This window comes from Streptomyces sp. ICC4, assembly GCF_003287915.1.
Classification (GTDB): Bacteria; Actinomycetota; Actinomycetes; order Streptomycetales; family Streptomycetaceae; genus Streptomyces; species Streptomyces tritrimontium.
Window position 1 is genome coordinate 147,410 of sequence record NZ_CP030286.1, and the last position, 20,466, is coordinate 167,875.

Consider the following 20,466-nt stretch of genomic DNA (forward strand, 5'->3'; position numbering starts at 1 on the left):
GATCTTGGACCGGCGACGCTACCGACTGAGATCGACGCACGACAGGGCGTGAACAGGTCAGGCTGGAAGGACCCTCGCTCCGGACACAGCCACGCACCGCGCACGAACGAAGACTTCGAGCCCATCGCACGGAATGGGCCGCGGCGCTCTCGCCTCCAGTTGCGCATCGCCTCCGTAGCCGCGACCTCTTCGTCGAGGGCACCCCGGCACCACGGCCTACCTCTGCGGGCCGCTCCCCTTCCTGCGGGCGGTGGGCGAGCACCGATCACCCAGGGCGCGGCCCCCGCGGTCATCAACTTCCAGGGCTTCGGCCCCGATCTGTGACTCGCCCCCGCCTGACGGCCCGAGAGCGCTCCTACTGCCCCGCACCCGCCACGGGCACGGGGCGGCGAAGTGGGCAGCGGTGGGGTACGGAGGAACAGCGCTCCCGGCCAAGCGGGTTGCCCAGAGAACCGCACCCCTGGAGCGAGCCCGTTCGCCCCGCCGCTGCCCCCGCTCGGTTCCCGGGAACGGCCGAGGACGCGGCGGAGCACGGATGGCCATCAAGGCGGCATCACCCGGCCAAGGCCGTTTCGCCTCAGCCGTGGGAGATGGCCGTCGCCCGTGGCTGCGCGTGGAACGCCGTCCGTACGAAGCGGGCTGCGACGAATCCGATCAGGGCTGTGGCTGCCGCCAGTCCGATGCCGGTCGCGTCGAGGGGTTCGGTCTCCAGGATCGACCGGAGTGCGGGGAGGTAGAGCGCGGCTGCCGCGAGGAGTGCGGAGGCGAGGACCGCGAGGGGGAGGAAGAGGTTCTCCTTGGTCAGCAGGCGGGCTCGCAGGCCCAGTACCACTCCGAGCTGGCCGGCGAGCAGGGCGAGGAAGAGCACGCTCTGCCACGGCAGTTCCCAGGCGCGTGCGGTGAGGGCGGCTGCCAGGCAGGAGGCGGTGACGGCGGTGGCGAGCAGGAGGAGTCGCTGCCAGGCGCCGGCGCCGAGGATGTGCTGTCCGGGCGGGCGGGGAGGTCTGTTCATGGCGCCCGGTGAGACGGGTTCGGCGCCCATGGCGACACCGGTGAGGCCGTGGGTGAGGAGGTTGATCCAGAGGATCTGTCCGGCCCGCAGGGGCAGGGGGAGGCCGATGAGGGGGCCGGTGAGCATGACGAGGATCTCGGCCGTTCCGCCGGCCAGGCCGTACACGAGGAAGCGCCGGATGTTGTCGTAGACGCGACGGCCTTCCTCGACCGCCGCGACGACGGTTGACAGTTCGTCGTTGGTGAGCACGAGGTCGGCGGCCTGCCGCGCGACCTCCGTGCCGCGCGCGCCCATCGCGACGCCGATGTCGGCCTGGCGCAGGGCGGGTCCGTCGTTGACGCCGTCGCCGGTCATCGCGGTGACGGCGCCGTGGGAGCGCCAGGCTTCCACGATGTCCAGCTTCTGCTGCGGAGTCGTGCGCGCGAATACGCGGACGGTGGTGAGGTCCGCGACCCGGCCGGCGGCGAGGTCCGCACCGGTGACCACATTCTCGTGCGAGCTGCCGGCGGACAGCAGGCCGACCTGGGTTGCCACGGCGCGCGCGGTGGCGGGGTGGTCGCCGGTGATGAGGATGGGGGTGATGCCGGCGGCCCGGCAGGCGGCGATCGTGGCTGCGGCCTCCGTTTTGGGCGGGTCGCTGATGGCGACCAGGCCGCGCAGGTGGAGGCCGGGCTCGGCGTCGGCGGGGTGGTGGGGGACGTCGTCCCGCGTACCGGAAGCGACGGCGAGGACGCGGAAGCCATGTGCGGCCAGCAGCGCGGCCTGCTGTTCCGCCGTGTGGAGCAGGTCCGTGGGGTCGGCGAGGACTGCGGGGTCGAGGATCGCTTCGGGCGCGCCCTTCAGGCAGACGAGCACCCGGTCCTCGGGCGTGGTGTGCAGGGTGGTCATGCGTTTGCGCAGGCTGTCGAAGGGAGCTTCGTCCGCGCGCGGGTGGCTTTCGTGGAGGTCGGCCTGACCGGCACAGCCCGCCTTGGCCGCGGCCGTCAGGAGGGCCGCCTCGGTGGGATCGCCCATGGGGGTCCAGCGGTCGTCGGGCGGGACGGGTCCCGTCGGCGGGTGGATCGAGGCGTCGTTGCAGAGCGCCGCCGTGGTCAGCAGTTCGCGTAGCGGATCCATTTCCGCGGGCGTCGGGCGCAGGCCGGCGATCAGGACGTCGCCTTCCGGCTCGTAGCCGACGCCGGAGAGGTCGGCCGTGGCATGGGGCATCCAGACCTGCTGGACCACCATGCGCCCTTCGGTGAGGGTGCCGGTCTTGTCCGTGGCGAGGACCGATACGGAACCGAGCGTCTCCACGGCGGGGAGGCGGCGTACGAGCGCGTGCCGCGTGGCCATGCGGCGGGCGCCGAGGGCGAGGGCGAGGGTGACGACGGCGGGCAGGGATTCCGGTACCGCGGCGACCGCCAGGCTGATGGCGGTCACTGCCATGATCCCGACGGGCAGGCCTTGCAGGAGGCCGAGTGCGAAGACGACCAGGCAGAGTCCGAGGGTGGCGGCGGCAAGGATCCGTCCGAGGGAGGCGAGGCGGTGTTGCAGCGGGGTCGGCTCCCGTCCGCCTTCGAGGAGGGCGGCGATACGGCCGAGTGCGCTGGCCGCGCCGGTCGCCGCAACGGTGGCCACGCCTCTCCCCCGTACGACGACGGTTCCGGCGCTCAGGGTCGTACCCGGATCCTTGTCCACCGCGACGGACTCGCCGGTGAGCATGGACTCGTCGACGAGGAGGGCCGATGCCTCGGTGAGTTCGGCGTCGGCGGCGACGATGTCGCCTTCGCCGAGGAGGAGCACGTCACCGGGTACGACGTCGGTGGCCGGGACCTCGCGCGGCGCGCCCTCCCTCAGTACGCGTGCTCCCGGGGCCGACATGGCCGAGAGGGCGGCCACCGCGTTGTCGGCGCGGATCTCCTGGGTCACGCCGACGGTGGTGTTGAAGAGGATCACCAGGCCGATGACGATGGAGTCGGCGTGGTCGCCGATGGCGATCGTGAGCAGGATCGCGCCGATCAGGACCATGATCAGGGGGTCTTTGAGCTGCGCCAGGACCCGCGCGTACAGGGGTGTGGCCGACTGGGCGGCGATTTCGTTGCGGCCGTGCTCGGCCAGGCGGCGCTCGGCCTCCCGTTCGCTGAGTCCGGTGGGCTTCCGTGGGGTGGCGGGTGCCTGGCGTGCCGCGGGCGCGGACATCAGGTCCCTTGCGAGACGGGGACCGTGATGACCGGGCAGTGTGCCCGGTGCAGCAGTCCGTGGACGACGGAGCCGAGGCGCATGCCGGTGTAACCCCCGTTCCCGCGGCGGCCCAGGACCAGGGCCAGAGCGTGTTCGGCTGCCTTCGCCAGCTCCTCGACCGGGTGGCCTGCGAGCACTTCGTGGGTGAGCGCGACGTCCGGGTACTTCTCCGACCAGCCGGCGACGGTCTCGGACAGCATGCGGCGCTGCGCCTGGAGACCGGCGTTCTTGTTCTGGAACGAGAGCAGGGGCTGGTGCCACACCGAGATCGCCCGCAGGGCGCATCCGCGTACGCTCGCTTCCTCGAAGGCCACGGCCAGCGCCGCCTTCGACGACTCGCTGCCGTCGACCGCGGCCACCATGTACGGCGACAGTTGGCTGACGTGCTCCGCATCGCCGACGACCACGACCGGGCAGTGCGCCTGCGCGACCACGGGCACCACCAGGGAACCGGCGCTGAGGAACTCCTCGGTGCGGCTGAGGTGTCGCGAGCCGAGCACCACCATGGGGGCCTTCAGGGAAAGCCGGCCGAGAACGGGAGCCGGGAACCCGTCGAGCAGGTGGGTGGACAGTTCGAGTTTCGGGTGACGCGACCGCGTCCACGCGGCGGCTGCTTCGAGGGTTTCCGATCCGGTCCGGCGCAGGTCGATGCGGTGCGTGCTCCCGTCGGCGTGCTGGGTGTCGTGTTGCGGTGGCACCGCCAGTGCGAGACCCAGTCCGAGCGCCCGGCGGTGCGCCTCGTCGGCGGCCCAGGCCAGGGCCATGTGCCAGTCCCTGACCGGGTCGATGCCGACGACGATCTCACGGCCTGTCATGTTCGTCATCACGACTCGCTCCCCTGGTCGTTGCCGTGCCGCGGGATGAGCAGCACGGGACACCGCGCGTGGTGCAGAAGGCTGTGGTTCGCGTGCCCCAGCGTGCGGCCGATGTAGCCCGGCGAGCGCCTCCCGCCGACGACCAGCAGGTCCGCGTGCTGCGAGGCCTCGGCCAGTACACCGGCCACCGAGAAGCTCTTCTCCAGGTCGGCGTGCACGGTCAGATCCGGGAACTCCTCGCGGATCAGGCCGGCCATGGCCGTCAGACGCTGTGCGTGCCGGACGCTGATCTCCTCGACGTCGTCGAGGATGCTCACGACGTTGCCCACGGACTGCAGCGGGTTCCAGACGTGCAGCAGCCACAGCGACGCCTTGCGCAGCTCTGCTTCGCACGCGGCGTACCTGACGCAGTCGAGGTCGTGTTCGTCGCGGACGCCGGCCAGAACGCTGCCCGTCTCGACTCTCGGGTCCGTACCCCGCACCACGGCGAAGGGGGTGGTGGCACTGGCGGCTGCCTTGAGTCCGACGGAGCCGAGCATCAGCGAGGTGAACCCGCCGAGACCGCGGTTGCCGACGACGACGGTGCCGTGGAGGCCGGCGGCCCGGCGGAGGGTGGGTACGGCGGCGCTGCGGCTGAATTCCGTGGTGACGTGCAGGTCGGGATGGAGATCCGCTACGGCCGCGGCGGTGTCATCGAGTAGTTCGCGGCCCGCTGCGCGGACCCGTTCGATGGTTTCCACCGATGCGTAGAAGGCTCTGCTGTCCGTGTCGGCGGCGTGGACGATGTGCAGGGTCTTCCCCCGACGTGCGGCTTCGGCCGCGGCCCACAGGGCTGCCCCGCGTGCGGGATCCGACCCGTCGACGCCGACGATGACCGTCCCGAGTTCCGGACCGGCGGTGATGCTGCCTTCCATGGTTTCTCCCGATCGAGGGCCATCGTGCTTCTCCTCTCACGCTGGCATCGCGGACGTGTGGACGGCGAGGGCCATAGAGGCCAGGACGAGGGCCGACTGGTCCCTCCTCGCTCCCGGAACCGGCGTAGGCCCCCGTGGACGGACCCGGTCGGCCCTCGTGCAGGACCATTCGGCCCTCGAAAGGGAAGCCGGCGGGGCGGATGGTGGCTGGTACGGGTGGTGCGCGCCAGCCCTCTGCGCCCCCGCATGACGACGTACAGGAGGTCCGCTCGTGAAGCACACCCAGGTCGGCGAGGTGATGACGGCCGAGGTCATCGCGGTGGATCGTTCGGCGACGTTCAGGGAGATCGTCAAGCTCCTCGCCGACTACGACATCACCGGACTGCCCGTCGTGGACGAGGACGACCGTGTGGTCGGCGTCGTCTCCGAGAGCGACCTGCTCGCCCGAACGGCCCGGACGGCCGCGGACATCATGTCGGCTCCCGCTGTCACGGTCCGCGCGCAGGAGAGCGTCTCCGAGGCCGGACAGCTCATGACACGACGGGGCGTGGAACGCCTTCCGGTCATCGACGAGGAAGAGCGTCTCATCGGCATCGTCACCCGGCGCGATCTCCTGCGCGTCTTCCTGCGCCCCGATGCCGAGATACGGCGGCACGTGAGCGACGACGTGCTGTCCGACAGCATCGGGGCGCCCACCAGGGCGGTGGACGTGCACGTCCTGGACGGTGTCGTGACCCTCCGAGGCCGGCTGGAACGGCAGAGCCAGATCCCCCTCGCCCTGCGCCTCACCGCACGACTGGACGGTGTCGTCGCCGTGGTGGACGAGCTCACCGCCCGCATGGACGACTCCCGTCTGATCCCGCCGGAGCGCGGAGCGCAACCCATCACCTGGTGACGCCCGTCCTCAATCCGTCGGTCGCACGCGACGCGAGGTCGACCGCACCGTCGCCCAGATGCTCGACGACATGCTCATGCCGTGGCGGCTGAAGTTCCCCGACGTACGGCTCGAGGAGAAGACGTTCATCGGATCAGCGGGACGGGAGCTCGTCCAGGCCACCACGGGCGCGGACCTCGTCGTCATCGGACGCCCGCATCCGCCGCTCGCCCACGGGCACGCACCTCGGCCCGGTCGCCCACGCCGTCCTCCACCACACGGCCGCGCCGGTCGCCGTACTCGCCTTCACCGGAACGTACCCGCGCGACCTGTTCGACCTGGTGGTCGGGCTCAACCGCTGGGTGCTGCGCGTCATCGCCTACGCGGCGCTCATGACGGACGAGTACCCGCCCTTCCGACTCGACCTGGGCGGTGAAGGGCCGCCGCTCACCCCGGACGTCGCCCCGTAAGGGCCGGTCGGCTCCACAACGGGCCCCTCGGCCCCTCTTGGAAGCGGTGGCCGGGGCGGAGCATGGAACTCACACGTCAACTGAGGGAGATGGGCTCCATGGCCAACCTTGTGACCGCCGGCCTCGACGGCTCGCGCGAAAGTGTCGCGGCGGCCCGATGGGCCGCGCACGAAGCCCACCTCCGAGGGGTGCCTCTGGCCCTGGTCCACGTGGAGGAGTGGCTGGAGCGCCCCCCTCTCGCCGTCGCGACCACCGAGATCCAGCGCCAGTGGGCGGAGCGACTGCTGCGCGAGGCCTCCGAGGACATCAAGCGGCTGTACCCGGATCTGGAGATCACCTCCCGCCGGCTGTCGGGAATCCCGGCCACGGCCCTGGCCCATGCGGCCGCCTCTTCGGACATTCTGGTGCTGGGTTCCCGAGGGCTCGGCAGCATCGCCGGATTCATGCTCGGCTCCATCGGCGCCGGTGCCATCGCCGCGGCCGATCAGCCGGTTGTTCTCGTCAGGGCGCCGCACGACGGAGCGACGCCGGCCGAGGGTTCCGGTACCGACGGCCCGATCGTGGCGGGAGTGGACATCGGGCGCCCTTGTGACGCGCTCCTCTCCTTCGCCTTCGACGAGGCAGCACGACGTGGGTGCACCCTGCGGGTGCTCCACGCATGGGCACCGCCGCCGGTCGTCGGCTACGGCCCCGGTCTCGATCCCGGTGTCCAGGAGGAGATCGGTCAGGGGCTCGCCACGGCCATGGACGAGATGATCGGCCCCTGGGGCGAGAAGTACCCCTCGGTGGCGGTCACCCCCGAGGTGCGCATCGGCCAGTCCGGGATCCAGCTCGTGGACGCCTCACAAGGTGCCGCGCTCGTCGTGGTCGGCAGGCGCATCCGACGGTCCGCCTACGGCACCCACATCGGGGCGATCGCGCACGCGGTCCTGCACCACGCCGCCGCACCCGTCGCCGTGATCGCCCACGAGTGAACGCACCGGTGTTCCCCCTGCTCATGTCAGGTGTGCGCGGGCATACGGGTGCGCCGCCTCAGGCGGCGCAGTTCCTCGGTGTCCGAGGCCAGGACGGGAAAGACCGCGATGGCGTGCAGTGACGCGTGGTCGGTGCGGGCGGCCACCACCGTGCCGACCTGGTAGGTGATGAAGCCGGCGAAGGTGGCGGTCGTCGCGATGACGTACGCGTGGTGCGGTGGGGTTCCCTGACCGGTCGGGTCCCCGGGGTGCCCGCCAGCCCGCCAGCCCGCCAGCCCGCCAGCCCGCCACAGAACGTAGAGGAACACGGTCATGACCCGGGACGGCGGAGACGGTGCCGAGGTAGGTGCCGGGCCCGCTCCGTGTCGAGCTCCCGGCGCAGCCATGGCAGCGGTTCGCTCCGATCACGCGGTGTGGGCGGCACTCCGGTGAGGGCCTCAGTCATCGTCGACTCCTGATTCAGTGGGCAGTCGGCCCGACCAGCCGGGTTCCAGACGTTCCCAATCCCGTTCCCACATGGACAGGCTGCGCGCCTCGATGGTCCGAAGCCTCAGGTGGACGACGCCTGCGGCCGTCAGTGCGATCAGGGCAGCGGCAGTGGCGCCGACGGTCATCGCGGCGAAGGCCCTCTCGCCCGCGGACGGGGATCCGTGGACCGTACGGCCCGTGTCGTCCACCCAGATCGCGACGGGCCGGCCCGCGGGGGTTTTGGGCTGGACCTTTACGAGGCCCGTGTGCCGGGTGGCCGAAGGGAATTGCCAGGCGGCCTGTGCGACGGAATCGGCGGCACCGCCGGTCCAAGCGTCTGGTGCCCGTTCGGCGGCCCCCACCGTCGTGGCCGTGATCCGGTGCACGTGCTCGGCCTGTTCCAGCGCGGTGCGGCTGTCGACGTTCCACACGGCCAGCCCGACGGCCACTCCGCAGAGAGCAGCGACGAGAGTCGACAGTGCGAAGGCCACGAGCCACCGGGTGCGCGTTCGGTCAGCTGTCCGCCGCAGCGGATTGGGCGGTGTTCCGTGAAGCATGGCGGGCCTCCGGCACCGGGAGTCTTCTCATGGAGCGGGCGGGCCGGCAGCTGTGAGCTCGGCGCCGATGTGGTGTGCCCAGGCCTGGATGCGCTCGGGGTTGCGGAAGTCTCCGCCCTTGCCCTGGCGTACGAGGGCGCGTGCCAGCAGGCCGGGCGTACCCTCCGTGAGGCTGCCGCCGAAGGTGATGTGGTCGCGGGCGCCGAGTTGTCGCATCTGACGGGCGACGGCCCGCACGGGTGGGATGTCGCTGCGTTCGGCGGAGGAGTCGACGGGTCCGCTGCTGAACAGCCAGACGGGACGGTGCTTCAGATAGCGGGCGTTGCGCTTCGCGCAGCGCCGGGCCCGGCCGTTCCACCGCCCTGCGTACAGGGAGCCGCCCAGCACCACCCCGTCGTAACCTCGGACGTCCGTGACCTCGCCGGCCGGGACCACCCAAACGTCGATGCCGTCCTCGCGCAGCGACGTTCCGATCTGCTCCGCGATCCCGGCCGTCGCTCCGTGCTTGCTTCCGTAGGCGACCAGAACCTGTTTCGCACTCATGCGCTTCCTCCTTCGGTCGTTCCTAGTCCGGGCCGGGGATCTCCTTGAAGACAGGGATCAGTCCGGTGGAAGGCGGAACAGATGCTCGTCGCCGGCCGCCACCACGACGGCCCGTTCCCCGGGCAGCATGAGGGCCAGGGGACCTTGGCAGGATTCCGGCACGGTGATGCCGAACCTGCCGGGGAGCAGTCGTACGCGGACACCGCGGTGTCCCCGGTGGCAGAGCGTGAACGCGACGGGCTCCATCTCCCGGAGGGGGACGGGATCGACGTACAGGCCTTCGGGGCCGGTCTCCAGGCCCGTGACGCCGCGCTCCGCGAGGTCGAGGGTGCCGGCCATGGCGCCCAGGTGGATCCCCTCGCCGGTGGTGCCGCCCTGGATGTCCGTGACGTCGCCGAGGAGTGCCTCCTCGCAGTACTTCCAGGCGTCCGGGTCCTTCTGGCGGGCCAGCACCCAGCCGTGTACGAGGCTGCTGAGCGTCGATCCGTGGCTCGTGCGCGGCAGGTAGTACGCGACGGTCGCCCGCCACACCGTGTCGTCGAGCCGGTAGCCGAGCCGGGCGAAGAGGGCATACAGCTCGGCGGGCCGGAAGAGGTGGCCGAGCATGATCACATCGGCCTGTTTCGACGCCTGGTAGCGGTTGACCGTATCCCCTTCGGCTTCCAGGATCCGGTCGAGTCGGCGGATGTCGCCGTACCGGGCGCGGTAGGCCGCCCAGTCCAGCTCGGCCAGGTCTCCGTACCCCTCGAACTGGCTGATGACGCCCCGGTGGAACGGGACGTACAGGCGGCGGGACACATCGTCCCAACGCTCGAGCGCGCCGCGGTCCAGGCCGAGCCGTTCGGTCAGCTCCGTCCGGCGGGCGGGCGGCAGCTCGCCGAGCAGCTCGAGCCCCTGCTGGATCACCCAGGCCGCCATCACGTTGGTGTAGGCGTTGTCGTCGATTCCGGGTTCCGCAGCCTCGGGATAGGCGTCGTGGTACTCGTCGGGGCCCAGCACACCGCGTATGCGGTACCGCTTTCGTTCAGGGTCATAGGCGGCGGCTCGGGCCCAGAAGCTCGCGATCTCCAGCAGGAGTTCCGCGCCGGGGCCGTGCAGGAAGCCGGTGTCTCCGGTGGCCCGACCGTACCGGCCGACGTTCAGGGCTATCGCGGAGCCGACGTGGCGCTGCAAGTGCGAATGGTCGGGCAGCCAGCGGCCCGAGCGGGGATTGAGATGCAGGGCCTGGCTCTCCTCCTGCCCCGAACTTCCGCTCTGCCAGGGGAACATCGCCCCGCTCTGACCGGCTTGCCGGGCAGCATCGCGGGCGGCCGGCAGCCGTCGGTGGCGGTACATGAGCAGGGCCCGCGCGACTTCCGGGAAGTGCAGGGTGATGTAGGGCAGGACGAAGAGTTCGTCCCAGAAGACGTGGCCCCGGTAGGCCTCACCGTGCAGCCCCCTCGCGGGAACGCCCACGTCCAGCTCTGCGGTGTGCGGGGAGAGCGTCTGCAGCACGTGGAAGACGTGGAGGCGCAGGATCCGGCCCGTCTCCCCCGAGACGCTCAACTCGCCCTGCTCCCAGAGCCGTTCCCAGGCCGAGTGCTGTGCTGTGAGCAGGTCCGGGAATCCGGGGGCCCGCGAAGCGTGTTCGATCGCGCGTGACAGGAGGTCTCCGGTCGGCCTGTCGAGGGAGGTGTACAGGGCTGCGGTCTTCACCACCGTCGCGGATCGCCTGGGAGCCATGGGCAGTCTGAACGTCTGTACCGTCCCGGCCGCGGTGTGGCTCGTCATGGTGGGTGCGCGGGGTCGGGTGACCGTCCTGACGGCAAGGCCGATTTCGGTGCGGGAGGATGTGGTGCGGCAGGCGATCCATGCGACGCCGTGCGGTGCGAAGCCCGTCCGGTGGTCCGTGAGGTGGTGGCCATCGAGCCCGCCGTAGCGTTCCACTCCCGCGTTGGCCACGTCTCCGTCGAGCGCTGATTCCACTTCGATCAGGCCGCTCCAGCCGTACGCGTGGAAGGTGGTCCGCTGGGCCGCGAGGTAGGGGTCCCCCATGTGCACGATGCGGACGTGGGTGACGCCGAGGCGGCGGCCGTGGCCGTTCTGGAAGAGCATGTGCCGGGTGAGCGTTCCTCGGCGCAGGTCGAGCACCACCTTGTGGTGCAGCATCCCCGGGTCGTCGGGAGTCAGCCAGTCGCCCGGGAGTCCATCGTCGGCGACGCAGCGGTACCGCAGTGCCGTCCAGTTGGGCAGGTTGACCATGTCCTCGTTGTCGACCTGCTGTCCGGCCACGTGCGAGGTGAGCCGGTTGTAGCAGCCGGCGGCGTAGGTGGCGGGATAGTGCACGGGGCCCGCCGGGGTCTCGGGGGCCGCACCGCGCGTGGCGAACCTGCCGTTGCCCAGCGTGCACAGGGCTTCGACGAGTCGCTCCGTCTTGGGGTCGTAGTGGCCGTATTCCCACGTCCACGCGGCCGTCACGGTCCGGCCCCGCAGACGGTGTCTGCGACGGCGTGGAGTTCGGCGGCGACCAGGTCCGCCCCGCGTTCCCGCAGCGCTCGCGCGGTGGCGGGGATCGTCGTTCGGTCGAGGCCGATGACGAGGCCGAAGTGGCCGCGCCGACCTGCTTCGACACCCGCGAGGGCGTCTTCCACCACCGCGCAGCGGGCGGGGTCCACCCCGAGCCGTACGGTCGCTTCGAGGAACAGGGCGGGGTCCGGCTTGCCCGCCAGTCCCAGTTCGGCAGCGTCCGTACCGTCCACCACAGCGTCGAAGTAGCTCAGCAGGGAGGCTGATCCGAGAAGCGGCCGGGCATGGCGGGAGGCCGACACGGCGGCGCAGCACACGCCGTGCGCCCGCAGCCGGGCGAGCGCCGGAGCGACGTCGGTGAAGGCGTGGACGGCCCCGGACCTCAGCGTGCGTACGAACGCCGCCTCCTTGCGCGCCGCGACCGCCCAGACCGTGTCGTCGCCCGGTGCGCTGTCGGGGCTGCCGGTCGGCAGGTCGATGCCACGGGAACTCAGGAAAGAGCTCGCCCCGTCCAGCCGGGGCTTGCCGTCGACCCACTGGCGGTACTCACGGTCTTCGTCGAAGCACGGCTGCCGCCCGTTCCCGGATGCGGCCCAGGCGTCCAGACAGCTGTCGAAGGCGGTCTTCCAGGCCGCGGCGTGCAGCCGGGCCGAGTCGAGGAGTACCCCGTCGGTGTCGAACACGACGGCACGCGGAGCGTTCACCCGGATCCCACACGGCGGCCGGTGATCCGGTTCGGGGTCACGGACATCCAGTGCGTACGGGGTCCGCCGGCCCAGGGGAGCGAGCGGGCGACGGAGTACAGGTGGCTGACTCGCTCCCCGTCCGTGACACCGGTCAGCTCGCCGACGGCCATGACGTTCCAGCCCTCTCGCATCGCGTCGTCGATGTGGTCCACCTCGAAGGCGACCTCGGTCCCGGATGCCTCGGCGAGGCGCGAGTCGGCCGCCGTGCGGAACGCGACCTCGTTTCCCACGACGACGTAGTTGACGGGAAAGACGGCCAGTCCTTCCATGCCGGAGAACCCGACCCGGCCGATGCCATGGGTGGAGAGCAGGCGGAGGCACTCGGCCTCGCTCAGCACCGTCGACGCGGAATCGCGCATCGCGGTCCCCATGCCGGGAGGGCTGTCGGTCGTTCTCCCGGTCAGCTCGGCAACGGTGGTCCCCAGGCCGTCCGCGAGACCCACGAGCATGCCCATGCTGGGCGCCGCCGCCCGCTCCTCCACGTAGGCGATGTACGACGCTGCGGCACCGCAGCGCTCCCCGAGTTCTTCACGCGTGATTCCCAGCTCTTCGCGGCGGGCGGTCACGCGTCGCCCGAGGTCGCCACGGGCAGCCGGAACCTTGGTCGGGGACGCATCTGCCGTGGTCTCTCCCATGATCGTCACACCCTTGCGGTTCGGTTCGTGGCAGGTACAGGAACTTGGAGACGCACGGGGCGTCAACCTCAGGCTGTACCCACTACCGGTGCGCGCACAGGGCCGGACGGTCCCCCTACCGGGGCCGGTCGGGCCCATGCGGTCCTCGCCTCGGGGTGTAACCGCAGAGGTCGGTCTCCCCGCCGAAGGCGGTGTCGCCGCAGGCGACCGTGTCGGCGGCCCCGAGGTCTTTCAAGGGCCTGCCGCTGGGCGGCGTCGCCCGGCTCGATGCCGCCGACGCCTCGGACCCGCAGGAGGCCTCCTCCTCGACGGGCCGGATCAGGCCGCACACGGAAGCGTGCGGCTTCCACCTGCCGGTGACGGCGTCCACCTGGTCGGGCCGGAGGACGTCGAGCCGCGGGGCGGAGTGCCCGTCGGGCGGGACGTCTCCGGGCCGGGGCTCTGGCGGTAGGCCATGGAATCTGACTCCATGACCTACCGCCAATGCGGGCCGCGCCCAGTGTCTGTGCATGGCCCGCCGGCGATGCTCAGCTTTCGTCGGCTTGCCAGACGACCCTGCCCTTGATGCTCACCGAGCCGCTCAGGTCCTCGGGAAGGTTCGCGGTGATCGTGCCTTCGGCCTTCTCGCCGGCCGCCAGCGTCGCCCAGGTGCTCTTCACGATCTCGCCGACGACCTCGGACGGTCCGGTCACGTTGGTGACCTCAAGCGAGGGGACGACGGTGTGCTTCATCACGACCTCGCGGGCCGGTTCGGAGCCGCTGTTGACGACCGCCCATGCCCAGGTGACAACGTCGCCTTCCTCGGAGATGTCAGGAGTCTCGTACTGGAACTCGACCTGCGCGGCCATGGCGGTGCCTTCCTGTTGAGTGCGCGCGATCCGCGCACGTGACGCTGTGATCATCTGCCACCAGCAGCACCGCCAGGGGGCTGATCCACCAAACATCACACCCAGGGGCGACAGCCCCGCCCCCAGCCCCGCCCGGGGACCGCCGCAGCGGTGGCCGGCGCCACCACGCTTCTCGGCGGCGGGACCACGGCATCAGCCGCCCGGGCCGCATCAAGCGCCGGAACACCAACGGCCAGGCCATCCCCGGCGGGCTGCCCGCCAAGCTGCGCGCCTTCCTGGAGACGACCCGTCAACTGCCCACCTGGGCCGACCCCGAACTGATGGCCTCCGGGCAGCGTTTCGGCCTGGCGAACGCGCAGCAGATCTCCTTCGCCGCAGTGCTGGACGTGACGCCCGAGCGGATGCGCTACCCCGCCGCCGCAGCGGCCATCTACGGCATCGAAGGCCCGCACGACAACAAGAAGGGCTTCGCCAAGGCGCTGCGCGGCTGGGCGTCCACCCCAGCGAGCAGGAGGCGGAGCACTACTTCCACACCTGTCGCGTGGGCGCCCACCTGCTGGGGATGTCCGAGGACGGCATGCCCATGAACCTGGCCGCCGCGCGCGAGCGGCCGTGAGCAGCTTCTTCACTGGACAAGAGACCCGCTACCGCTGTCCGCTTCGGGAACCAGTCGGCGGTGGAGTTCCGTGGTCATCGCGTGGATGGCACGGGTCAGTTCCGTATTGGTCTTGAGTTCCAGCTCCTGCTCGACGAAATCGTGGTCGGCCTTCGCCTGCTGGAACGCTGCCTGCCGGTTCTGGCCGATCATCACGAACGTCGACAGGAAGATCGCCTCCAGGGAGACGATGAGCGTCAGCATGGGCCAGGGATTGGCCTCCACGAACAGCATCCAGAAGGCGAAGCCGATCGCGTGGAGATAGACGAACGGCATGGAGCCGGCGAACTTCGTGATCGCGTCGGCGACGCGCAACTGGACATCGGCGGCCCGGCTCGTACGGTGTGCGACGACAACCGGATGATGCCGCGCCTCGGCTTCCGCCTCGGCCTCGGTTCCCTTCACCTGCCTGCCTCCTCGGGACGAGCGCCCTGACACGGTCCTGGGCCCCGCATCGTCTCAAACCATCCACCGTTCCCGGCGTACCGGCAGGGCCCGATGGCAGCCGGGGCAGCGGGCCCTGCCGGTACGCCTGCCCACACTCCGCCCCCGGCCGCCGGCACAGAAGGGGCCGACCGGCCCCCATGCAGGGGCCGCTCCTGCCCTTCCCTCCCCCAGCCCCGTGGGAGCACGGTTCGGACATCGGCTCAACCGACGCATGCCGCAGCCTGCGGTTCGAAGGAGCACTGATGACCACCACGTACCGGATCGCGGAGCTGGACGCGCACTGGCGTGCCGCGAACTATCTGGCCGCCGGCCAGATCTACCTCCTGGACAACCCCCTGCTCACGGAACCCCTGCGGCCGGAGCACATCAAGCCCAGACTGCTCGGCCACTGGGGCACCGCACCCGGCCTGAACCTCGTCCACACCCACCTGAACCGGGTGATCAAGGAGCGTTCGCTGGAGGCCCTGTGCGTCTGGGGACCCGGCCACGGGGGGGCGGCCGTCCTCGCCAACTCCTGGCTGGAGGGCACGTACAGCGAGGTCTACCCGGACATCGGCCGCGACACGGACGGGATGCGCAAGCTGTTCCGCCAGTTCTCCTTCCCCGGCGGCGTTCCGAGTCACGTGGCGCCGGAAACGCCCGGCTCCATCCACGAGGGCGGCGAGCTCGGCTACTCACTGGCCCACGCGTACGGGGCCGCCTTCGACCATCCCGGCCTGCTCGTCGCCTGCGTCATCGGCGACGGCGAGGCGGAGACGGGGCCGCTGGCCGCGTCGTGGCACTCCAACAAGTTCCTGGACCCGGTCCACGACGGCGCCGTCCTGCCGATCCTCCACCTCAACGGCTACAAGATCGCCAACCCGACCGTGCTGTCACGGATCCCCGAGGCCGAGCTCGACACGCTGCTGCGCGGCTACGGACACGAGCCCCTCTACGTCTCCGGCAGTGACCCCGCCCTCGTCCACCCGGCCATGGCCCGAGCCATGGACCAGGCCCTCGACCGCATCCGCGCCATCCAGCGGGCGGCGCGGGCCGCGGGCACGGATCCGGGCGCCGAGCGCGCACGCTGGCCGGTGATCGTCCTTCGGACCCCCAAGGGCTGGACCGGGCCCGCGACCGTCGACGGCCAACCCGTCGAGGGCACCTGGCGCGCGCACCAAGTGCCGCTCGCCGGGGTCCGTGAGAACCCCGAACACCTGAAGCAACTGGAGAGCTGGATGCGCTCCTACCGGCCCGAGGAGCTCTTCGGCTCCGAGGGCCGTCCGGCGCCGGCCGTACTGGCCTGCGTACCGGAGGGCGAGCGCCGCCTGGGCGCGAGCCCGTACGCCAACGGCGGCCGGCTGCTGCGCTCGCTCCCCCTGCCCGAGCTCGACGCGTGGTCCGTCCCCGTGGAGAAGCCCGGAAGCACCCTGCACGAGCCCACCCGCGTCCTGGGCCGCTACCTCGCCCAGATCATGAGGGCCACGGCCGGACGCCGGGACTTCCGGGTCGTCGGACCGGACGAGACGGCGAGCAACCACCTCGACGATCTGTACGCGGTGACGGGCAAGGCCTGGCAAGGCATGACGGAACCCACCGACCAGAACCTCTCCCGCGACGGCCGGGTCATGGAGATCCTCTCCGAGCACGTCTGCCAGGGCTGGCTGGAGGGGTACCTCCTCACCGGCCGCCACGGACTGTTCTCCACGTACGAAGCCTTCGCCCACATCGTCGACTCCATGGTCGGCCAGCACATCAAATGGCTCAAGAGCGCCCGCGAGCTGTCCTGGCGCGCGCCGGTCGCCTCCCTCAACTACCTGCTCACCTCGCACGTCTGGCGCCAGGACAGCAACGGCTTCTCCCACCAGGACCCCGGATTCGTCGACCACGTCCTCAACAAGAGCCCGGACGTCGTGCGCGTTTACCTGCCGCCGGACGCCAACACCCTCCTCGTGGTGGCCGATCACGCCCTGCGCAGCCGCGACCAGGTGAACGTGATCGTCGCGGGCAAGCAGCCCTGCTTCGACTGGCTGCCCATCGGGGAGGCCCGCGCGCACGTGGCGCGCGGCGCCGGTGTCTGGGAGTGGGCGGGAACCGACGACGGCTCCCGCGAGCCGGACGTCGTGCTCGCCTGCGCCGGGGACGTGCCCACCCTGGAGGTGCTCGCTGCCGTGTCCCTGCTTCGCGAACGCCTCCCCTCGCTGGCCGTCCGGGTCGTCAACGTCGTCGACATCGCTCGGCTGATGCCCCACGAAGAGCACCCGCACGGCATGACCGACACCGAGTACAACGCCCTCTTCACCACCGACAAGCCCGTGATCTTCGCCTACCACGGGTACCCGTGGCTGATCCACCGCCTCGCCTACCGCCGGACCGGCCACGCCCAGCTGCACGTCCGCGGCTACAAGGAGTCCGGCACGACCACCACGCCCTTCGACATGGTCGTGCGCAACGACCTCGACCGCTACCGGCTCGTCATGGACGTCATCGACCGCGTCCCCGGGCTCGCCGGCCGCGCCGAGGGCCTGCGCCAGAGCATGACCGACCAGCGGATCCGCCACCACGACTGGATCCGCCTCCACGGAACCGACCTGCCGGAGGTCGCCGACTGGTCCTGGCCCTACTGATAGCCGCGCCCGGGGTGGTACGGGTGGGCCGCCCGGGTCCGGGAGGGTACCGAACGGCCCTTCCCGGGCCGGCCACCACCGGCGGAGGGTTGAGGTGGACCCGAACGGAGAACCGCCATGAGCACCTCTTCCCCCCACCGGCTCACCTCCTCCCCCAACCGCTTCGACCACGCCCTCTCCCCGGAACACCGCGGCAGCCTGCTGGCCCTCGCCCACGAGGCGGACTTCCCCGCCGGCGCGCGCCTGTTCAACCAAGGCGGGCACACCAGCCACTTCTGGGTCATCCGGTCGGGGAACGTGGGCATGGACGTGCACGTACCCGGCCGGCAGGCCGCGGTGGTCGAGACCGTCGGCCCCGGCGAGCTCGTCGGCTGGTCCTGGCTGTTCCGCCCCTACACCTGGCACTTCGGCGCCGAGGCCATGACGCCGGTCCGTACCGACGAGTTCGACGCCGCAGCCGTGCGCGAGCTGATGGACGCCGACCCCGCGCTCGCCTCCGCGATGTGGCAGTGGGTTTGCCAGGTGCTCGCCCACCGGCTCGTCTCCTCCCGGATCCGGCTCCTCGACCTCTACGCGCCCCACGGCAGCGGAAGCCACATCTGAGACAATCGACCCGAGACGTATCCCGACCCGAGGGTGTGGCGTGGATGTCCGATGCACCAACTGCCGCCCCGGCTCCCATCCGGGTGTTCCTCCTCGACGACCACGAGGTCGTCCGGCGCGGCTTGCACGACCTGCTGGACTCCGAGCCCGACATCGAGGTGGTGGGCGAGGCGGCGACGGCCGCCCAGGCCCTGGCCCGGGGGCCCGCGCTCAGGCCGGACGTGGCCGTGCTCGACGTCCGGCTGCCCGACAGCGACGGCATCACCGTCTGCCGTGAGCTGCGCTCGCGCATGCCGGACCTCGCCTGCCTCATGCTGACGTCCTTCGACGACGAGGACGCCCTGCTCGACGCCATCATGGCCGGCGCCGCCGGATACGTCCTGAAGCAGATCAAGGGCTCGGACCTGGTCGCCGCCATCCGGACGGTGGCGACGGGGCAGTCGATGCTCGACCCGGCGACCACGGCCCGCCTGATGCGCTCGCTCCGGGATCCGGGCGGCACGAAACCTCAGGAAGACCAGCGGTTGACGGTGCTCTCCGAGCGGGAGCGCGCCGTGCTGGAGCTCATTGGCGAGGGCCTCACCAACCGTCAGATCGGCAAGCGGCTCTTCCTGTCCGAGAAGACGGTCAAGAACCACATCTCCCGGCTGCTCGCCAAGCTCGGGGTCGAACGCCGCGTCCAGGCAGCCGTGATCGCCGCCGAGGTCCGCGAGCGCGACGAAACCGGTCGCTGACGCCCGTACTCACCGGGGAGGAGCGAGCGGGATCCGCCATTCCAGACGGGTCCCGTCACCGTCCGGGCGCGGCGAGAGGGACAGTCCGCCCCCGTGGGCCTCGGCGCGCTCCGCGAGGTTGCGCAGCCCGCTACGACGGCCGCCCTCCGCGACGCCCACGCCGTCGTCGCTCACCGTCACGGTGAGTACGCCTTCCGCCAGGACGATCCCGACCTCCGCGCGAGCCGCCCGCGCATGCCGGGCCACATTGGTCAGGGCCTCGACGAGGACGGCGATCACCTCGTCGGCGACCGGGGCCGGCACGTCGGTGTCGATCAGCCCCTCCATGCGCAGGGCGGGTGAGAATCCGAGCAGCGCCGCCGCCTCGCCCACGGCCCGCACCGCGCGGACCCGGAGTCTCGGCGTGCTGCCCGACGTCTCGTGGTCGCGGAGTCCGAAGATGGTCGTACGGATGATCTTGATGGTCTCGTCCAGGTCGTCGATCGACCGGCTCAGCCGCTCGGACGCCTCGGGGTGCTCCACGAAGCGCTGGGCGCTCTGCAGGGTCATCCCCGTCGCGAAGAGCCGCTGGATCGCGAGATCGTGCAGGTCGCGGGCGATCCTGTCGCGGTCCTCGAGCAGGCTCACCTGTTCACCGTCCCGGCGCCGGTCGGCCAGCTCCAGAGCCAGGGCCGCCTGGCCCGCGAAGCCGGGCAGGGGCGCCACCTCGGTCGCGGAGAACGTCGGCCGCCCGGTACGCCGCGCCAGCATCAGTACACCCCGTAGCTTCGCCCGGGTGCCCACCGTGACGGCCACGGCCGGCCCGAAGCCCGTCCAGACGTCCGGCTGCGCCGCCACCCGGGTGTCGGTGGCCACGTCCGCCAAGGTGACGAGTCCGTCCCGCGCCATGCCGGGCCCGGCCAGAATCCCCTCGCCGCCGGGCAGCACGATCCCGCGGTGCGCTTCGGCGCCTTCCCCCAGGGCCAGCGAGCCGCGCAGCTCGCCGCTGGGCCCCACCTGGTAAAAGACGCACATCTCGGCCGAGATGATGTCCCGGGCACGCTCGAGCATGCCTTCCAGTACTTCGATCTCGGAGGAGCCGGACAGCAGCGCGCTCGTGAAGTCGGAGCTGGCCGCCTGCCACCGTTCCCGGAGGCGGACCTCCTCGTACAGACGGGCGTTGTCGATGGCCACTCCCGCGGCGACCGCGAGGGTCGACAGGACTCCTTCGTCCTCCGCGTCGAAGTCCGTGCCGCCCCGCTTCTCCGTCAGGTAGAGGTTGCCGAACACCTCGTCCCGGACCCGGATCGGTACGCCGAGGAAGGAGCGCATCGGAGGGTGGTTTTCCGGGAAACCGGCGGAGGCCGCATGTTCCGAGAGGTCTCCCAGGCGCAATGGCCGCGGGTGCCTGATCAGCTCGCCCAGCAGTCCGTGCCCGGCGGGGAGGGTGCCGATCCGCGCCCGGAGCTGGTCGCTGATGCCCACCGGGAGGAATTCGGCGAGTTTCTCGTCGTCTCCCACCACGCCCAGCGCGCCGTACTCCGCGTCCACGAGGACGACCGCGGCCTCAACGATCCCGCGCAGCACCTGGGCCAGGTCCAGCTCCTGCCCCAGCGACATGACCGCCTCCAGCAGGCCCTTCAGCCGGTCACGGGTACCCCTCGCGTCACTGATCTCTGCCTGGAGCGCGTCCAGTCTCGGCTGCGGAATCCGGCTCGTCGGCGCATCGCGACCGTCCCCGACCATGGACACCTCCGCCGGCATCGAGGGGCTCTGCGCGCCAGCCCGGCCTTCAGCGTAGTCCCCCGCCCGTCGACCGGTCAGGGTCGGCACCCTGGGTGACGGGCACGAGGGGTCCGGA

The 20,466-nt window shown here is 71.2% G+C and carries 18 protein-coding genes and 1 pseudogene; 7 read left to right on the forward strand and 12 right to left on the reverse strand.

Annotated features, from left to right (window positions below):
* Positions 1–577: 577 nt before the first annotated feature.
* The 3 genes from DRB89_RS00710 to DRB89_RS00720 are packed head-to-tail and all read right to left on the reverse strand — an operon-like array spanning position 578 to position 4,961.
* Positions 578–3,190 carry a cation-translocating P-type ATPase gene (locus DRB89_RS00710; protein WP_112463178.1) on the reverse strand — a complete coding sequence of 871 codons (2,613 nt, stop codon included), beginning with the start codon at positions 3,188–3,190 and terminating at the stop codon, positions 578–580.
* The gene (locus DRB89_RS00715; RefSeq protein ID WP_112450130.1) at positions 3,190–4,056 is read right to left on the reverse strand and encodes a universal stress protein; all 867 of its coding nucleotides are present in this window, start codon (positions 4,054–4,056) and stop codon (positions 3,190–3,192) included. The genes DRB89_RS00710 and DRB89_RS00715 overlap by 1 nt, the downstream gene beginning before the upstream one ends.
* Positions 4,056–4,961, reverse strand: a complete 906-nt coding sequence (locus DRB89_RS00720; RefSeq protein ID WP_112450129.1) for a universal stress protein — start codon at positions 4,959–4,961, stop codon at positions 4,056–4,058. The genes DRB89_RS00715 and DRB89_RS00720 overlap by 1 nt, the downstream gene beginning before the upstream one ends.
* Before the next feature lie 271 nt (positions 4,962–5,232).
* Between DRB89_RS00720 and DRB89_RS00725 the strand changes: the two genes are divergently transcribed.
* The 3 genes and pseudogenes from DRB89_RS00725 (at position 5,233) to DRB89_RS00735 (ending at position 7,279) form a co-directional block, all read left to right on the forward strand.
* Positions 5,233–5,856, forward strand: a complete 624-nt coding sequence (locus DRB89_RS00725) for a CBS domain-containing protein (protein WP_112450128.1) — start codon at positions 5,233–5,235, stop codon at positions 5,854–5,856.
* Positions 5,857–6,131: 275 nt separating this feature from the next.
* Positions 6,132–6,305 (forward strand): annotated as a pseudogene (locus DRB89_RS00730) (DUF4389 domain-containing protein); the annotation flags it as partial.
* Between the two features lie 98 nt (positions 6,306–6,403).
* Complete coding sequence (locus tag DRB89_RS00735) at positions 6,404–7,279, forward strand: universal stress protein (protein ID WP_343234562.1); 876 nt, start codon at positions 6,404–6,406, stop codon at positions 7,277–7,279.
* A 26-nt stretch (positions 7,280–7,305) separates the two neighbouring features.
* Here the strand turns inward: DRB89_RS00735 and DRB89_RS00740 are convergent, their stop codons facing one another.
* The 7 genes from DRB89_RS00740 to DRB89_RS00775 all read right to left on the reverse strand — a co-directional run bounded on the left by DRB89_RS00740 (position 7,306) and on the right by DRB89_RS00775 (position 13,581).
* Complete coding sequence (locus tag DRB89_RS00740) at positions 7,306–7,587, reverse strand: hypothetical protein (RefSeq protein WP_204358132.1); 282 nt, start codon at positions 7,585–7,587, stop codon at positions 7,306–7,308.
* Positions 7,588–7,716: 129 nt separating this feature from the next.
* Positions 7,717–8,238 (reverse strand): hypothetical protein, encoded by a 522-nt coding sequence (locus DRB89_RS00745; protein WP_112446502.1) that lies wholly within the window; start codon positions 8,236–8,238, stop codon positions 7,717–7,719.
* A 93-nt stretch (positions 8,239–8,331) separates the two neighbouring features.
* Complete coding sequence (locus DRB89_RS00750) at positions 8,332–8,847, reverse strand: flavodoxin domain-containing protein (RefSeq protein WP_112446501.1); 516 nt, start codon at positions 8,845–8,847, stop codon at positions 8,332–8,334.
* A 57-nt stretch (positions 8,848–8,904) separates the two neighbouring features.
* Complete coding sequence (locus DRB89_RS00755; RefSeq protein ID WP_112446500.1) at positions 8,905–11,304, reverse strand: glycoside hydrolase family 65 protein; 2,400 nt, start codon at positions 11,302–11,304, stop codon at positions 8,905–8,907.
* Positions 11,301–12,056 (reverse strand): HAD-IA family hydrolase, encoded by a 756-nt coding sequence (locus DRB89_RS00760; RefSeq protein WP_239515953.1) that lies wholly within the window; start codon positions 12,054–12,056, stop codon positions 11,301–11,303. The genes DRB89_RS00755 and DRB89_RS00760 overlap by 4 nt, the downstream gene beginning before the upstream one ends.
* Positions 12,053–12,733 carry a pyridoxamine 5'-phosphate oxidase family protein gene (locus DRB89_RS00765; protein ID WP_112453152.1) on the reverse strand — a complete coding sequence of 227 codons (681 nt, stop codon included), beginning with the start codon at positions 12,731–12,733 and terminating at the stop codon, positions 12,053–12,055. Before DRB89_RS00765 ends, DRB89_RS00760 begins: the two co-directional genes overlap by 4 nt.
* A gap of 527 nt (positions 12,734–13,260) precedes the next feature.
* Positions 13,261–13,581, reverse strand: coding sequence for a hypothetical protein (locus DRB89_RS00775; protein ID WP_112446498.1), 321 nt, complete (start codon positions 13,579–13,581; stop codon positions 13,261–13,263).
* A 320-nt stretch (positions 13,582–13,901) separates the two neighbouring features.
* Between DRB89_RS00775 and DRB89_RS42620 the strand changes: the two genes are divergently transcribed.
* Positions 13,902–14,168, forward strand: a complete 267-nt coding sequence (locus DRB89_RS42620) for a hypothetical protein (RefSeq protein ID WP_162688424.1) — start codon at positions 13,902–13,904, stop codon at positions 14,166–14,168.
* 38 nt (positions 14,169–14,206) lie between these two features.
* On the opposite strand, the gene DRB89_RS00780 is transcribed toward DRB89_RS42620, so the two are convergent.
* Positions 14,207–14,641, reverse strand: coding sequence for a DUF1003 domain-containing protein (locus tag DRB89_RS00780; RefSeq protein WP_112446497.1), 435 nt, complete (start codon positions 14,639–14,641; stop codon positions 14,207–14,209).
* A 284-nt stretch (positions 14,642–14,925) separates the two neighbouring features.
* On the opposite strand from DRB89_RS00780, the gene DRB89_RS00785 reads away from it, so the two are divergent.
* The 3 genes from DRB89_RS00785 (at position 14,926) to DRB89_RS00795 (ending at position 18,626) form a co-directional block, all read left to right on the forward strand.
* Positions 14,926–17,289 carry a phosphoketolase family protein gene (locus DRB89_RS00785; RefSeq protein WP_112446496.1) on the forward strand — a complete coding sequence of 788 codons (2,364 nt, stop codon included), beginning with the start codon at positions 14,926–14,928 and terminating at the stop codon, positions 17,287–17,289.
* 117 nt (positions 17,290–17,406) lie between these two features.
* Positions 17,407–17,892 carry a cyclic nucleotide-binding domain-containing protein gene (locus DRB89_RS00790; protein ID WP_112446495.1) on the forward strand — a complete coding sequence of 162 codons (486 nt, stop codon included), beginning with the start codon at positions 17,407–17,409 and terminating at the stop codon, positions 17,890–17,892.
* Between the two features lie 44 nt (positions 17,893–17,936).
* Positions 17,937–18,626 carry a response regulator transcription factor gene (locus tag DRB89_RS00795; RefSeq protein WP_112446494.1) on the forward strand — a complete coding sequence of 230 codons (690 nt, stop codon included), beginning with the start codon at positions 17,937–17,939 and terminating at the stop codon, positions 18,624–18,626.
* Between the two features lie 9 nt (positions 18,627–18,635).
* Here DRB89_RS00795 and DRB89_RS00800 read toward each other — a convergent pair whose 3' ends face one another.
* On the reverse strand, positions 18,636–20,351 hold the full coding sequence (locus tag DRB89_RS00800; RefSeq protein ID WP_112453151.1) for a GAF domain-containing sensor histidine kinase: 1,716 nt from the start codon (positions 20,349–20,351) through the stop codon (positions 18,636–18,638).
* Between the last annotated feature and the right edge of the window lie 115 nt (positions 20,352–20,466).

Coding starts and splice junctions, on each gene's coding strand:
- DRB89_RS00710 (WP_112463178.1), bottom strand. CDS start 3,190: ATGTCCGCGCCCGCGGCACGCCAGGCACCCGCCACCCCACGGAAGCCC.
- DRB89_RS00715 (WP_112450130.1), bottom strand. CDS start 4,056: ATGACGAACATGACAGGCCGTGAGATCGTCGTCGGCATCGACCCGGTC.
- DRB89_RS00720 (WP_112450129.1), bottom strand. CDS start 4,961: ATGGAAGGCAGCATCACCGCCGGTCCGGAACTCGGGACGGTCATCGTC.
- DRB89_RS00735 (WP_343234562.1), top strand. CDS start 6,404: ATGGCCAACCTTGTGACCGCCGGCCTCGACGGCTCGCGCGAAAGTGTC.
- DRB89_RS00750 (WP_112446501.1), bottom strand. CDS start 8,847: ATGAGTGCGAAACAGGTTCTGGTCGCCTACGGAAGCAAGCACGGAGCG.
- DRB89_RS00765 (WP_112453152.1), bottom strand. CDS start 12,733: ATGGGAGAGACCACGGCAGATGCGTCCCCGACCAAGGTTCCGGCTGCC.
- DRB89_RS00775 (WP_112446498.1), bottom strand. CDS start 13,581: ATGGCCGCGCAGGTCGAGTTCCAGTACGAGACTCCTGACATCTCCGAG.
- DRB89_RS42620 (WP_162688424.1), top strand. CDS start 13,902: ATGGCCTCCGGGCAGCGTTTCGGCCTGGCGAACGCGCAGCAGATCTCC.
- DRB89_RS00785 (WP_112446496.1), top strand. CDS start 14,926: ATGACCACCACGTACCGGATCGCGGAGCTGGACGCGCACTGGCGTGCC.
- DRB89_RS00790 (WP_112446495.1), top strand. CDS start 17,407: ATGAGCACCTCTTCCCCCCACCGGCTCACCTCCTCCCCCAACCGCTTC.
- DRB89_RS00795 (WP_112446494.1), top strand. CDS start 17,937: ATGTCCGATGCACCAACTGCCGCCCCGGCTCCCATCCGGGTGTTCCTC.
- DRB89_RS00800 (WP_112453151.1), bottom strand. CDS start 20,351: ATGGTCGGGGACGGTCGCGATGCGCCGACGAGCCGGATTCCGCAGCCG.